The 13,017-nt window shown below is 72.1% G+C and carries 13 protein-coding genes; 4 read left to right on the top strand and 9 right to left on the bottom strand.

Annotated elements, in window-relative coordinates; all coding sequences use genetic code 11:
* The first annotated feature begins 93 nt into the window (after positions 1-93).
* On the top strand, positions 94-1,515 hold the full coding sequence (locus O3W51_RS29115; RefSeq protein ID WP_138357659.1) for an ATP-binding protein: 1,422 nt from the start codon (positions 94-96) through the stop codon (positions 1,513-1,515).
* On the opposite strand, the gene O3W51_RS29110 is transcribed toward O3W51_RS29115, so the two are convergent.
* Entirely contained in the window at positions 1,499-2,440 is a 942-nt protein-coding gene (locus O3W51_RS29110) for a DMT family transporter (protein WP_198357355.1), read from the bottom strand. The two genes, O3W51_RS29115 and O3W51_RS29110, sit on opposite strands and share 17 nt — an antisense overlap.
* Before the next feature lie 96 nt (positions 2,441-2,536).
* Here O3W51_RS29110 and O3W51_RS29105 point away from each other — a divergent pair, with 96 nt between their 5' ends.
* Positions 2,537-3,211 carry a class I SAM-dependent methyltransferase gene (locus tag O3W51_RS29105; RefSeq protein ID WP_203218435.1) on the top strand — a complete coding sequence of 225 codons (675 nt, stop codon included), beginning with the start codon at positions 2,537-2,539 and terminating at the stop codon, positions 3,209-3,211.
* A gap of 658 nt (positions 3,212-3,869) precedes the next feature.
* Here the strand turns inward: O3W51_RS29105 and O3W51_RS29100 are convergent.
* Genes O3W51_RS29100 through O3W51_RS29090 form a run of 3 tightly spaced genes read right to left on the bottom strand, consistent with a single transcriptional unit; the run spans position 3,870 to position 5,148 of the window.
* Positions 3,870-4,070 (bottom strand): DUF397 domain-containing protein, encoded by a 201-nt coding sequence (locus tag O3W51_RS29100; RefSeq protein ID WP_138357661.1) that lies wholly within the window; start codon positions 4,068-4,070, stop codon positions 3,870-3,872.
* 9 nt (positions 4,071-4,079) lie between these two features.
* Complete coding sequence (locus O3W51_RS29095) at positions 4,080-4,286, bottom strand: DUF397 domain-containing protein (protein WP_187144880.1); 207 nt, start codon at positions 4,284-4,286, stop codon at positions 4,080-4,082.
* 10 nt (positions 4,287-4,296) lie between these two features.
* A complete protein-coding gene (locus O3W51_RS29090) occupies positions 4,297-5,148 on the bottom strand; it encodes a helix-turn-helix domain-containing protein (protein ID WP_187144881.1) in 852 nt (283 codons plus the stop codon).
* Between the two features lie 192 nt (positions 5,149-5,340).
* Between O3W51_RS29090 and O3W51_RS29085 the strand changes: the two genes are divergently transcribed.
* The gene (locus tag O3W51_RS29085; protein ID WP_198357354.1) at positions 5,341-5,811 is read left to right on the top strand and encodes an ATP-binding protein; all 471 of its coding nucleotides are present in this window, start codon (positions 5,341-5,343) and stop codon (positions 5,809-5,811) included.
* Here the strand turns inward: O3W51_RS29085 and O3W51_RS29080 are convergent.
* Together O3W51_RS29080 and O3W51_RS29075 are read right to left on the bottom strand one after the other, a co-directional pair.
* Positions 5,697-6,653: an EamA family transporter gene (locus tag O3W51_RS29080; protein WP_269287721.1), complete on the bottom strand. Its 957-nt coding sequence runs from the start codon at positions 6,651-6,653 to the stop codon at positions 5,697-5,699. The genes O3W51_RS29085 and O3W51_RS29080 overlap by 115 nt on opposite strands.
* 231 nt (positions 6,654-6,884) lie before the next feature.
* Positions 6,885-8,180, bottom strand: a complete 1,296-nt coding sequence (locus O3W51_RS29075) for an MFS transporter (RefSeq protein WP_269287720.1) — start codon at positions 8,178-8,180, stop codon at positions 6,885-6,887.
* A gap of 116 nt (positions 8,181-8,296) precedes the next feature.
* Between O3W51_RS29075 and O3W51_RS29070 the strand changes: the two genes are divergently transcribed.
* Positions 8,297-8,851: a MarR family winged helix-turn-helix transcriptional regulator gene (locus tag O3W51_RS29070; protein ID WP_138357666.1), complete on the top strand. Its 555-nt coding sequence runs from the start codon at positions 8,297-8,299 to the stop codon at positions 8,849-8,851.
* A 45-nt stretch (positions 8,852-8,896) separates the two neighbouring features.
* Here the strand turns inward: O3W51_RS29070 and O3W51_RS29065 are convergent, their stop codons facing one another.
* The 3 genes from O3W51_RS29065 to O3W51_RS29055 form a co-directional block, all read right to left on the bottom strand.
* Entirely contained in the window at positions 8,897-9,082 is a 186-nt protein-coding gene (locus tag O3W51_RS29065; protein ID WP_232485007.1) for a hypothetical protein, read from the bottom strand.
* 179 nt (positions 9,083-9,261) lie between these two features.
* Positions 9,262-11,328: a 4-alpha-glucanotransferase gene (gene malQ, locus O3W51_RS29060; protein ID WP_138357668.1), complete on the bottom strand. Its 2,067-nt coding sequence runs from the start codon at positions 11,326-11,328 to the stop codon at positions 9,262-9,264.
* Between the two features lie 91 nt (positions 11,329-11,419).
* A complete protein-coding gene (locus O3W51_RS29055) occupies positions 11,420-12,826 on the bottom strand; it encodes an amidase (protein ID WP_269287719.1) in 1,407 nt (468 codons plus the stop codon).
* Positions 12,827-13,017: the final 191 nt, after the last annotated feature.

Genomic DNA, 13,017 nt, shown 5'->3' with positions numbered 1-13,017 from the left:
TCACGCGTGTCCTGAGTGACGCAGAACACATCCATTTCTGGTATGTTCAATTTTGGTTGTACCACATATGGACCTATTGATCAGGTGGCCGCAATGGACAACTTCATCGGCCGGGAGCCGGAGCTCGCCGCGCTGAACCGCATGCTGCGGCGCGTCGCGGACGGCGGGCGGACCGGGCGGCCGGGCAAGGCGATGCTGATCCGCGGCCGCCGCCGGGTGGGGAAGTCACGGCTGGTCGAGGAGTTCATCGAGCGCTCCGGGCTGCCGAGCGTCTTCTTCACCGCCTCGCAGCAGTCCAACCCGGAGGCGGACCTGCGGATGTTCGTCGAGACCGCCGCGGCATCCGACCTGCCCGGCGCCGCCACCCTGATCGGCCAGTCGCCCAGGGACTGGGACGCCGCCCTGCGCCTGCTGGTCGCCGCCCTGCCCGACGACCGGCCGAGCGCCGTCGTCCTCGACGAGATGCCGTACCTGATAAAGAACGACGCCGGCTTCGAGGGCACCCTCCAGAAGCTCTTCGACCGGGAACTGTCCAGGAAGCCGGTGCTGCTGCTCTGCGTCGGCTCCGATCTGGCGATGATGGAGCGGCTCAACGACTACGACCGCCCGTTCCACCAGCGCGGCACCGAGATGGTGGTTCCCGCGCTGAGCCCCGCCGACGTGGCCGAGATGCTGCAGCTGCCGCCCGCCGACGCCTTCGACGCCTTCCTCGTCTCCGGCGGGCTGCCGCTCGTCCTGGAGGAGTGGCCCCGGGGCGCGGGGGTCTTCGACTACCTCGCCGAGGTCGTCGAGGACCCGACGTCGGCGCTGCTGGTGAGCGGGGAGCGGTCGCTGGCCGCCGAGTTCCCGGCCGACGCACAGGCGCGATTGGTCCTGGGGGCCATCGGTTCGGGTGAGCGGACCCGCACCCTGATCGGCCGGGCGGCCGGCGACCTCCCCCCCACCAGTCTCAACCGTTCGCTCCAACTGCTCACCGCCAAGCGGGTGGTGGAGGCCATCACCCCGCTGTCGACCCGCCCCTCCAAGGAGACCCGCTACTACGTCGCCGACCCGCACCTGCGCTTCTGGCTCGCTCTGCTCGGACCGTACATGTCCGAGATCGAACGCGGCCGGGGCGATCTGACGTTCGCGCGCATCCTGCAGACGTGGACCTCGTGGCGCGGGCGGGCGATCGAACCCGTGGTGCGTGACGCCCTCTTCCGCATGCGGGTGGGCGGCGTGCCGGACGACACCGGCGCGGTCGGCGGCTACTGGACCCGCAACAACGATCCCGAGATCGACATCGTCGCGGCCGACCGGGGGCCGATCGCCAAGCGCATCACGGCTGTCGGCTCGGTCAAGTGGCTGGAGAAACGGCCCTTCGACGCGCACGACCTCGCGAAGCTGATCGTCCATCGCTCCCGGCTGCCCGGCGCGGACACCTCGACGCCGCTGATCGCGGTGGCGCGCAGCGGCGTGTCGGTGGACGGCGTCCAGGCCGTGGTGCCCGAGGAACTGATCACCGCCTGGCGGTGACCGGACCGGAGGCGCCGAGCGCGACACCGGCCAGGATCAGCGCCATGCAGAGGATCTGCAGCGGACCGGTGCGTTCGCCGAGCAGGGCGAACGAGAGCAGTGCGACGCAGACGGGCTGCAGGTAGTAGACGATTCCCGCGCGGGCCGGGCCGATGAGCGCGATGGCCTTGTTCCAGGCGAAGAAGGCGACAGCCGAGGAACACACCCCGACGTAGAGCAGCGGCCCCACCGTCCCGGTGGAGAGCGCGAAGCCGCCCTGCGTCACGAGACTGACGACGTACACCGGCGCCAGGAGCGTCGCCCCGAGCGCGAAGGTGGCCAACAGGAACGGCAGTTGGCCGATCCGGGCCGGCTTGCGGCGCAGCAGCGCGCTGTACCCGGCGAACGACAGGGCGGCGGCGAGCATCCACAGATCGCCGGTGGTGAAGTCGAGGCGGAGCAGCGCCGCCGGGGAGCCCTTGCACAGCAGCGTGAGCACACCCACGAGCGCGATCACCAGCCCCACGGCCCGCCGTCCGCCGATCCGCTGCCGGGCGAAGACGGCGATCAGCACCGGCGCGGCCGCCATGATCATGCCCATGTTGCTCGCGGAGGTGGTGACCCCGGCCTGGTTGACCAGCGTGTTGTACACGGTGATGCCGAGCAGTGCGGCGAGCGCGACGTACCCGAAGTGACGTCTCAGCAGCGCCCGTTCCCGCCACGCCTGCCGCACCGCGAACGGCGCGACCGCGACCAGCGCGATCACCCACCGCCAGAACGCCGCCTGCACGGGCGGCACACTGTCGTGCAGCGCCCGGGAGACGACGAAGCTCCCGGACCAGACGACGGCCGCGAGGAGGAGCCCGGATCCGGATCCGGATCCGGATCCGACTGGGGTGCGGGTCGGGCGGGTGGCGCTCGTGCGGGAGTGGTCCAGGACGGTCACGTGGCTCCTTCGGTGGGCGGTGTCCCCACTGTCACCCCGGCCAACCGATCAGGTCCATCGAATGTTTCTGACGAATACGTTCAGTAGACCTAAACAATGCACCACTCCCCCTCCGGTGCCATCCTGGAAGAGGACGCGGAGGTCGTGATGGGAATCTATGGCGAACAGGTCGTGCCGCGGATCATCAACTTCGCGTGCGGGATGAAGGTGGCCGTGCCGCTGCGACAGCGGGTCTGCGAGGGCCTGGAGGGCGAAGTCATAGAGATCGGATTCGGCACGGGGCACAACGTTCCCTACTACCCGGCGACCGTCACCGGCGTGACCGCGATCGAGCCCTCCGACGTCGGCTGGCGGCTCGCCGCGGACCGGGTCAGGGCGGCAACGGTCCCGGTACGCCGCGCCGGCCTGGACGGCCAGTCCCTGCCCTTCGCCGACGACAGCTTCGACGCCGCCCTCTCCACCTGGACCCTGTGCACCATCCCCGACGCCGACGCCGCCCTGCGCGAGGTCCGCCGCGTCCTCAAGCCCGGCGGAACCCTGCACTTCGTCGAACACGGGCTGGCTCCGGAGACGGACGAGAACGTCCGCCGCTGGCAACGCCGCCTGGAGCCGATGAACAAACGCCTCCTCGGCGGCTGCCACCTCACCCGCCCGACCGTCGAGATGCTGACGACCGCCGGTTTCACCATCAGAGAAGTCGACACCTTCTACGAAGAAGGCGCCCCCAAACCCATGGGCGCCGCCGCACTGGGTGTGGCGGTGGCGCCGTAGCGGGCGCGGCCTGCGGCAACGGGTTCGACCTCTTGCGGTCATGTGGTGGCTGGGGGCAGAGCAGTACGGAGTGGTTTTCTGCGTCGCTTCGCGCCTTGACCGGGCGGAGGGGGAGGCCCCGGCGCTGCGCGCCTGCCAGTGAGTCCGACCCGCTGCGCGGCCCGGCGTCGCGCAGGGAATCCGGTCCGCTGCGCTCCCCGGCGCGAAGTGAGGCCGGTCCGCTTCGCTCTCCGGGCGGGGCACGCTCCCGCGCCCGGTGGGTGGGGGCGTACCCCCTGGCCGCCCGCAAAGGATCAGTCCGTGGGGGCGGAGTTCCGCCATCTTGAGTTCTGGCCGTCGTTAGTGATCCACGTCTGCCGGTAGACCGCCCCACACGTCCCGTTGGACATCACTCGTCACACCCGCCCCACATTCCGGCTTGGAGAGCGGTTCAAGCTCCGCCCCTGCCCAAGAGCACCACCCGCAGGGCACCCCGGCCCCAACTACCCCACCACCCGGCAAGGGGAGCGCATCGGACCGCCCCCACTCCGCTCCGGGGCGCGCAGCGAACCCGGCCCCACTGGCAGGCGCGCAGCGCCGGGGCCCTCCCCTCCGCCCGGTCAAGGCGCGAAGCGACGCAGAAGGGCACTTCGCACTGCTCTGACCCCAGCCACCAGGTTCACCGCAGGATGTCGAACGCTCCGGCCCTGACATCCCGCAGGAACGCGCGGAGCGCGGCAGGGGTTGTGGTGACGATGACGCCGGGATCGTCGCTCTCCCGGAGGAGGACCGCGCCGGCTAGGGACGCGAGCTCGACGCAGCTGTTGCCCTCATCGGCGCCGGAGAAGGACGACTTCTGCCAGGCGAGCTGGTCGATCATGAGGACCCCTCAGGTGAGCAGGAGATCGTCGAAGGCCCCATCCTTGAGCGCGTCGAGGAAGGCGCCGACGGCCGCCGGGTTGGTGGTGACGATGACCCGGGGATCGTCGCTTTCACGAAGGAGGACCGCGCCGGCTAGGGGCGCTAGCTCTACGCAGTTGTTGCCTTCGTCGGCACCGGAGAAGGACGACTTCCGCCAGGCTGGCTGGGCTACCACAGGGATCCCCTCACATCTCTTGGACGATTGCGCGGATTCTCTGCCTCGACAACTCCGTGCTGAGTGCGGCTTGTTCCATGGCGGCGAGCAACGCTCGATACTTGGCCAGCTGTGCCTCAGCGTCAAGAAACCCGCTGCCGATGACGGCATCAACCTGCACTGTGTCCATCTGCGGGATCGGGCCGCACGCGTAGAACATCGACTGTGCGGATCCACTGAGTTCGTCAGCATCGAAGGGGATGAGGCGGACGGTGATGTTCGAGCGCTCAGCCATCTCGGCGAGGTAGCTGAGCTGGGCGCGCATGATCTCGCGGCTCCCGTAGCGGATGCGGAGGGCTGCTTCATGAATGATCAGCTCGAACTCCTTGAGCGCGGCCTGATCGAGGACTTCTCGCCGTCGCATACGAAAATCCACGCGTAGGTCGATTTCGGCGGGAGGGAGTTCCGCCACGCCACCGGCGAACACCGCCCGAGCATAGGCCTCGGTCTGCAGCAGGCCTGGCATGTAGAGCATTTGAACCGTGTGCATACGCGTCGCGTGATGTTCCAGTTCGGCCAGATCGAGGAACCCGGCGGCCAGGGAGTCCCGGTACTCCTCCCACCAACCCTTCCCGCGCTCCTCCGCCATCGCCACCAGCGCTTCGACCAGAGCCTGATCCGTAGCCGAGTAGTGCGCGGCGAGCTGGCGGACTCGGGTGCCGCTGACGCCGTAGCGGCCCGACTCGATGTGGCTGATCTGGATCTGGTTGCCGCCGAGGGTGGAACCCGCCTCGCGGCCCGTCATACCGGCGCGCTCGCGGAGCTTGCGGAGCTCCGCGCCCAGGCGCTGCTGGCGGGCGGTGGGGAAGCTCCTCGGTGGCATCGCTGACCCTTCCGGTCCGATCAGTGCGGAGTGCAGCGTAACTCTGTCACGGGCGCACTCGTGGGGGCGAAATTCACGTACCAGACTTGTGCCGTAACGAAGTTGGGCCCTACCGTCGGTAACGACCCACCCACTTCAGGGAGTTGAAGGCTCTCAGCTGCCCAGTCGAACCCGACGCCACGGGAGACCCTCATGATCGCTGCACTCGCCCCCAAGGCTGACCCCGGCTGGAGTTACTCCCTCCAGTTACCGAACAACCTGCGCTGCGCGGGCGTTGCCCGCGTCGCTCTGCGGGCGATGCTCGCCGCCCATGGGCGGCCGGAGCTGACCGAAGTCGCCGAGCTGCTGGCGTCCGAGCTCGTCGGGAACGCGCTCGAGTACTCCGACGGAGTCGTGACGCTGCGCGTGCACTGGCGGGAAGAGACGCTGCGGCTCGCCGTATTCGACGACTCGGCCGAGCCACCGGTGTACGAGGCGGTGGACCCGGCCGAGTCGGAGAGAGGGCGAGGGATGCATCTGGTGCGGGAGCTGGCGGAGGACTGGGGGTACTACCTGGTCGGCGAGGAGATCCTCGGTGTCTCCGGGAAGCTGGTCTGGTGCGACATCGGCACGGAGACCAGCACCGGCACCGACGCCGGCACCGGCGCCACCCGCCGCTGGTAGTGCAACTGTCCCAGCGGCGTTCCGGTGAACGCGACGGCCATGCCGAGGAGTTGGACGGGAGTCAGGGACTGGTCCAGGATCGCCCAGCCGATGGCGGCGGCGGAGAGCGGGCTCAGGAAGCCGAGGAGGGAGACCGAGGGTGCGGGGAGGCGGCCGATGCCGCGGAACCAGAGCCAGTACGCGGCGGCGGTGTTGGCGACGGCCAGGTACGCGTAGCCGGTGACGGCGCGGGCGTCGAGGGCGGGCGGGAGGCCCTCGACGAGGAGGGCGACCGGGGCGATCAGCAGGCCGCCGGCGGTGAGCTGCCAGCCGGTGAAGGCGAGCGGGCCGACGCCTTCCGGGCGTCCCCAGCGCTTGGTCAGGACGGTCCCGGCCGACATGCTCGCGGAGCCGGCGACGCCGGCGAGCAGGCCGAGGGCGTCGAATCCGGCACCGGCCCGCAGGACGACAAGGCTGACGCCGACCGCCCCGATGACCGCGGCCGTGAGCGTACGGGCGCTGGGGCGTTCGCTGAGCAGGGCCGCCGCGAGGCCTGCCACGAACAGCGGGCCCACCGAGCCGACGACGGAGGCGACGCCGCCGGGCAGCCGGTAGGCGGCGAGGAACAGCAGCGGGAAGAAGGCGCCGATGTTGAGGGTGCCGAGCACCGCCGACTTCCACCACCAGGCCCCGCGCGGCAGCGCCCGGGTGGCGGCGAGCAGTACGAGCCCGGCGGGCAGCGCCCGCATCAGCCCGGCGAACAGCGGGCGGTCCGGCGGAAGGAGCTGGGTGGTGACCGCGTAGGTGGAGCCCCAGGCCAGCGGGGCGAGGGCGGTGAGGGCGATGGTGGAGAGACGGGACATCTGCGGACTCCTCACAGGAACAGTGGTCACAGCGGTCACAAGGGCAGGGGCCGCGAGAACGAAAGCCGGGCGACGACCAGGCGATGAAGCGGTCAGGCGAGCGGGCAAGCGGGCGGGCGAGCGGGCGGGCGAGCGGACGACCGGACCGTCAGCCGAACAGGCGATCTGACGGGCGGGCCATCAGGCGAGCGGGCCATCAGGCGAAAAGGCGATCAGGCGAACCCGCAGCGATCAGGCGGCCGGCACAAGGTCCGGCTTCGGGGAGGCGGCCACCGGGCGCGGGGCCGCCGGGTGGACAGCGTCCGATGCCAGGTGCGGCTCCAGCCGCACCAGGAGGAGCGCCGCGCCGAGCGTGGTGCCGATGAGCAGCAGCCACGGGAGCCGGCCGTCGACGGCCATCAGGCCGGTGAAGAGCGACGGGGCGATGGCCCGCACCAGCTGCCAGGAGAACTGGTAGGCGGCCATGTACCGGCCGCGTACCGCGTCCGGGGCGGCGGCGATGGCCAAGGCGCCGGCCGACGGGTTGTGCACCATCTCGCCGATGGTGTGCACCGTGATGATCACGGCGAGGCCGGCGCCGATCGCCCAGCCGGCCTGCGGGCGCACCGTGCCGAGCACGATCTGTCCGGCGAAGGCCACCGCGAAGAGCACCGCGCCGAGCGCCGCGGACCGGTTGCGGCGGGCGCCGCGGCGGCGGACGAAGGACGCGACCAGGACGCCGCCCGCGGCGCACAGCACGGTGTTGACGGTGAAGGCGGCGCCGGTCAGGGACTCGGGGCCGTGCAGCCAGGTGGAGATGTAGAGCGGGTACAGGACGGGCAGCGCGGTGTAGCCCAGGGCGATGAGGAAGTTGGCCGCGGTCAGACCGAGGAACGGGCGGTCACGGAGCACCAGCCGGTAGCCGGCCCTCTGACGGGCGACGGCGGCCGCGTCCCTGACCACCATGACCGGGCGCACCCGCCACATCAGCAGCGCCGAGAGGATGAAGCTGGCCGCGTTGAGCCAGGCCGCCGCGGTGAAGCCGGCGTCGCCGCCGAAGCCGACGACGAGCGAGGCGAGCAGCGCGCCGGCGCCCATCCCGCCGTTGCTGAGCGCCCGGGAGGCGGCCTGCAGCCGGTCCCGGTCGGCGCCGCGGGCGATCTCGCCGAGGAAGGACTGCTGGACGGCGGGGAAGGCGCCGTCGCCGATGATCGTGACCAGGGCGACGACGGCGAAGGCGGGCACCGACTGCGCGAACGGGTAGAGCGCGAAGCCCAGCCCCCGCACCCCGAAGAGCACCAGCTGGACGCGGCGCGCCCCGAAGCGGTCGACGGCGGTGCCGGCCAGCGGCAGCGTGGTGAGCCCGATGAGCCCGGCCACCGTGAGCACCGCGCCGACGGCGGCGAACGACAGGCCCGTGACGTGGTGGAAGAAGATCAGGGTGAAGGGGAGGTACATCCCGGAGCCGACCGCGTTGACGGTCATCGCGGCGAGCATGGACCGCTCGCCGGGTATCCGTGAAGTGCGTGTTCGCGAGGTGCTGGCCATGTCCGCTCCTGGGATCGTCGCCCGAAGTAGCTCGGTGATAAGTAGCTTACTCCTAAGTGACTTACCGTCAAGCTACTTTCTTGCCAGCGACTGTTCTTCGTCCGATACTGATGTGTATGACCACCCCGGCCCCGGACTCCCCGGACCTCCCCGACGCCCCGGACCCCGCGAACACCCCGGATCCGGATCCCCTGGACAGGATCACCGCGCAGTGGAACGAGGTCCGCCCCGACCTCGACACCGTGCCGATGGCGATCTTCGGCCGCATCTACCGCATCGCGCGGGCGGTCGGCGACCGGATGGAGAAGGAGTACGGGCGCTTCGGCATCAGCCGCGGCGAGTTCGACGTACTGGCGACGCTGCGCAGGGCCGGTGAGCCGCACACCCTGTCACCGCGCGAGCTCTCCTCGACGCTGCTGCTCACCACCGGCGGCATGACGGGACGGCTGGACAAGCTGGAGCGCGCCGGCCTCGTCGAGCGCAGCCCGGACCCGCACGACCGGCGCGGCCTGCGGGTCACCCTCACCGAACGCGGCCTCACGCTGCTGCACGAGGCGGTGGGCGCCGGGCTCGCCGTGCAGAAGGCGGCTCTCGGCGCGATGGACGACGAGCAGGCGGCGCAGCTCTCCGGTCTGCTGCGGCAGCTGCTCAGCTCGTCGGAACAGCACTGAGCCCCCTGCCGCGCATGCGGTCAGGGGGCCAGCAGGAGAAAGGCGTCAGCCGCGCTCTTGCTGCTGCTTACGGGTCTTGTCGGTCGCCATCACCACGCCGGCGATGATCGCGAACAGCGCGATCGGCGCGAGCACGAAGAGGCCGAGGGTCTGTACGACACTCAGGCCGGAACCCGGGTCGTCGCCGTCGTCGCGGGAGACCGCGAACGCGGGGGACGACATCAGCAGCATCAGCGTCGTCCCGGCGGTGATGACCCCGGCGCGCACGGCCTTCTTGTTGAGCTTCTTGTCCACGCCCTCAATGTAGTGAACGACCTCCGGGCCCGCACGCCCGGGGTGTCCTTATGGGGGTCCTTGCCCATGTCTTTACGCGCCCATGTCCCTGCGACCTGCGGCAACGGCAGACAGCGTTACTCAGGTCCGGTCTCCGGACCGGCCGCCAGCGCGGCCCGTACCTCGTCCAGCAGCGCGTGCAGCCGCGGCGATCCGGCCAGCTGCTCCAGCGTGACCGGCCGGCCCGCCGCGTCGGCCACCGGCAGCCGCCAGTTCGGGTACTGGTCCCAGGTGCCCGGCAGGTTCTGCGGGCGGCGGTCGCCGACCGCGTCCGGCAGCCAGACGCCGACCATCGCCGCCGGGGTGCGCGCCAGGAACCGGTGGACGGCCTTGACGACGGCCTCCTCGTCGGCCGCCCCCTCCGGCAGCAGCCCCAGCCGGCCGAGCAGCGCGATCCACTCCGCGACCTCCGCCGCGTCCTCCGCCTGCTCCTCGGCCAGCGGCCGGGTCAGCAGCCCCAGCCGGTAGCGCAGCTCGACGTGCTCGCCCGTCAGCCGGGCGGCCGTGCTGGGCAGATCGTGCGTGGTGACGGTGGCCAGACAGGCCGGCCGCCACGCCTCCGGCGCCAGCGGCTTGCCGTCCCCGTCGTGGTTCCGCTCGAACCACAGCACCGACGTGCCGAGGATGCCGCGGTCGGACAGCTCCTCCCTGACCCCGTTCTCCACCGTCCCCAGGTCCTCGCCGATCACCACCGCGCCCGCCCGGTGCGCCTCCAGGGCGAGCACTCCGAGCATCGCCTCCGCGTCGTACCGGACATAGGCGCCCTCGGTCGGCGGCCGGCCCTCCGGCACCCACCACAGCCGGAACAACCCCATCACATGGTCGATCCGCAGCGCCCCCGCATGCCGCAGCAGCCGGCTCAGCAGATCCCGGTACGGGGTGTACCCGGTGGCCGCCAGCGCGTCCGGCCGCCAGGGCGGCAGGCCCCAGTCCTGGCCGCGCGAGTTGAACGCGTCCGGCGGTGCGCCCACCGACATGCCCCGCGCCAGCGCGTCCTGCATCGCCCATGCGTCCGAACCCGACGGATGCACCCCGACGGCCAGGTCGTGCACGATCCCGATCGGCATCCCGGCGGCGCGCGCCGCCGCCTGTGCCGCGCCCAGCTGATCATCCGTCAGCCAGGTGAGCCAGCAGTAGAAGTCCACCCGGTCGAGCAGCTCGCTGCGTGCCCGCGCGACCTGCGGGGACCGCGGATCGCGCAGCCCGGCGGGCCACGCGTGCCAGTCCGGACCGTGCACCTCCGCGAGCGCGCACCAGGTGGCGTGATCGTCCAGCGACTGTCCCTGCTCGGCCAGGAAGTCGGCGTACCCGGCCCGGCGCCCCGGCTGCAGCGGCACCTTCCGCACCAGCCCCAGCGCCTCCAGCTTCAGCTCCCACACCGCGTCCCGGTCGATCAGCGCGTCCTTGTACAGCACGCCCGCCCGCAGCGCCGCCGCCCGGCCGGCCAGCTCCACGGCCTGCACCCGGTCGTCCGGCGCCAGATACGCGTACTCCGGGATGTCCTCGACCCGCAGATACACCGGATCGGGGAACCGCCGGGACGACGGACGGTACGGCGAGGGATCCGTCGGCCGCCCCGGCACCGCGATGTGCAGCGGATTGATCTGCAGGAACCCGGCCCCCAGCGCCCGCCCCGACCAGGCCGCCAGATCCGCGAGATCGCCGAGATCGCCCATCCCCCAGGAGCGCTCCGACAGCGTCGAGTAGAGCTGCGCCATGAAGCCGAACGTGCGCCCCGGCGGACCCGGCAGCCGCTCGGGCGCGATCACCAGATCGGCCCGCGCCGTCCGCCCGTCCAGCGCGGTCGCCCGCACCACGTGCCGGCCGAGCGGAATCCGCTCCCAGTCACCGGCGTCGAACACCTCGCCCGACTCCGCCTCGATCAGCACCCGGGTCCCCTCGGGGAGCCCGAGCGGCAGCGGCCGGCCGGTCCGCACCACCGTGCACGGAGGCAGCAGCCGCTGCCGGTCGCGGTGCTCGTACGCGGCCAGCGCGTCCCGCACCGCCTGCGGCGTCGAGGCGTCCACCCCCAGCGCGGCCAGCACGGCCACCACCGTCTCCTCCGGCACCCGGACCTCCCGGTCGGGCCCAGGGCGGTACGTCGTGTCCACGCCGTGCAGCGCGGCCAGCCGCTCCCGGTCCATCGGGCCTCCAAGATCACAGTGCGGGGTGGGGGTCACCCCAGCCTTACCCCACCGGACACCCCGTCAGACGCCGCCACCCCGCCCGGCAGCGCTACCAAACCACCGGCCGCCGCTCCCGCCACGGCGCCGCCGCCTCCACCTGGGCCGCGAGCGCCAGCAGCGGGCCCTCCGCACCGTGCGCCGCGCCGAGCATCATCCCGACCGGCAGCCCGCCGTCCGTCCACTCCACCGGCAGCGAGACCGCCGGCAGCCCCGCGATGTTCCACGCGCCCGTGAACGGCGTGAACGCGTACTGCGCCGCGAAATCCGCCGCCGGATCCGCGTCGTCGCGCAACGCCCCCACCAGCTGCGGCAACTGGGCCAGCGTCGGCGTCAGCACCGCGTCGAACGGCGCCACCGCCGCCGCGAACTTCCGCCCCACCGCCTGCATCGCCCCCAGCGCCGTCGCGAACCGCTCCCCCGAAGCCGCCCGGCCGCGCTCCCGCAGCCACCGCGTCAACGGCATCAACTCGCCCTCCCGCTCCGCGGGAACCGGCGCCAGCAGCGCCATCACCTCCCACACCGGATCGAACGACCCGTGGTCCCCGGGCCCGAGCGGCTGCTCGACGTCCACCACCTCGTGGCCCAGCCCCGCCAGCAGCGCCGACGTCCGCTCGTACGCCGCCAGCACCACCGGATCCACCGGCACATCGACATCGGGCCGCGCCCACCGCCCGATCCGCAACCGCCGCGGCTCCCGCTCGCACCACTCCAGGAACGACGTCCCCGACGCCGCCAGCGGCACCGGATCCCCGGGCACCGGCCCCGCCATCACATCCAGCAGCGCCGCGGTGTCCCGCACGTTCCGCGCGATCGGCCCCGTCTCCGCCAGCCCCGTCACATCCCCGTACGGCGCCGGGCTCACCCGCCCCCGGCTCGGCTTCAGCCCCACCACCCCGCAGCAGCTCGCCGGGATGCGGATCGACCCCCCGCCGTCGCTCCCGTGCGCGGCGGGCGCCAGCCCGGCGGCCACGGCGGCCGCCGCTCCCCCGCTCGACCCGCCGGCCATCAGCGCCGTGTCGTACGGGCTCCTCGCCGGAGGGGCCACCCGGCCCTCGGTGTACGCCGGCAGCCCGAACTCGGGCGTGTTCGTCTTCCCGAGCAGCACGGTCCCGGCGGCCCGCAGCAGATCCCCGACGTGCGTCCCCGACTCGGCGACCTGGTCCGCGAACACCGCCGACCCCGCCGTCCACCGCACCCCCGCCACCGGCGTCAGATCCTTCACCGGCACCGGTACCCCCAACAACGGCGGCAGCACCCCACCCTCCGCCAACCGCCGCTCCGCCCGCCGCGCGTCCTCGAGCGCACGCTCGGGCGTCACGGTCACATACGCCCCGACGGCATCGTTCAGCCGGTCGATCCGCCCGAGGTAATGCCGCGCCAACTCCGTTGGCGAGAGAATCCTGTCCCGGACCGCGGCGGCCTGCTGCAGCATCGTCAACTCATGAGGTTCGCCCATCCGGGCAGGTTAGTTCGGTACCGGCGGAAGCACGGGTACGCCGGCCCGTGCGAGCCGCTTCCGCCTACGGCGGGCTGTTCCACCCACCCGCCCTCTTCGCCTCACGGCGGGGCTCGGCCGCCCCGGGACGGCCGTTGCGCCACGCACCCGGCGGGGGTGCGGGTACGCGGGCGCCAGCGGCACCGTTGCGC

Origin of the sequence: Streptomyces sp. H39-C1 (genome assembly GCF_027158125.1) — a bacterium.
Classification (GTDB): Bacteria; Actinomycetota; Actinomycetes; order Streptomycetales; family Streptomycetaceae; genus Actinacidiphila; species Actinacidiphila fildesensis.
The sequence above is the reverse complement of the archived record's forward strand: the minus strand, read 5'-3'. Positions and strand labels throughout refer to the sequence as shown.

Coding starts and splice junctions, on each gene's coding strand:
- O3W51_RS29085 (WP_198357354.1), top strand. CDS start 5,341: ATGATCGCTGCACTCGCCCCCAAGGCTGACCCCGGCTGGAGTTACTCC.
- O3W51_RS29105 (WP_203218435.1), top strand. CDS start 2,537: ATGCACCACTCCCCCTCCGGTGCCATCCTGGAAGAGGACGCGGAGGTC.
- malQ (WP_138357668.1), bottom strand. CDS start 11,328: ATGGACCGGGAGCGGCTGGCCGCGCTGCACGGCGTGGACACGACGTAC.
- O3W51_RS29075 (WP_269287720.1), bottom strand. CDS start 8,180: ATGGCCAGCACCTCGCGAACACGCACTTCACGGATACCCGGCGAGCGG.
- O3W51_RS29080 (WP_269287721.1), bottom strand. CDS start 6,653: ATGTCCCGTCTCTCCACCATCGCCCTCACCGCCCTCGCCCCGCTGGCC.
- O3W51_RS29070 (WP_138357666.1), top strand. CDS start 8,297: ATGACCACCCCGGCCCCGGACTCCCCGGACCTCCCCGACGCCCCGGAC.
- O3W51_RS29065 (WP_232485007.1), bottom strand. CDS start 9,082: ATGCTGCTGATGTCGTCCCCCGCGTTCGCGGTCTCCCGCGACGACGGC.
- O3W51_RS29055 (WP_269287719.1), bottom strand. CDS start 12,826: ATGGGCGAACCTCATGAGTTGACGATGCTGCAGCAGGCCGCCGCGGTC.
- O3W51_RS29100 (WP_138357661.1), bottom strand. CDS start 4,070: ATGATCGACCAGCTCGCCTGGCAGAAGTCGTCCTTCTCCGGCGCCGAT.
- O3W51_RS29090 (WP_187144881.1), bottom strand. CDS start 5,148: ATGCCACCGAGGAGCTTCCCCACCGCCCGCCAGCAGCGCCTGGGCGCG.
- O3W51_RS29115 (WP_138357659.1), top strand. CDS start 94: ATGGACAACTTCATCGGCCGGGAGCCGGAGCTCGCCGCGCTGAACCGC.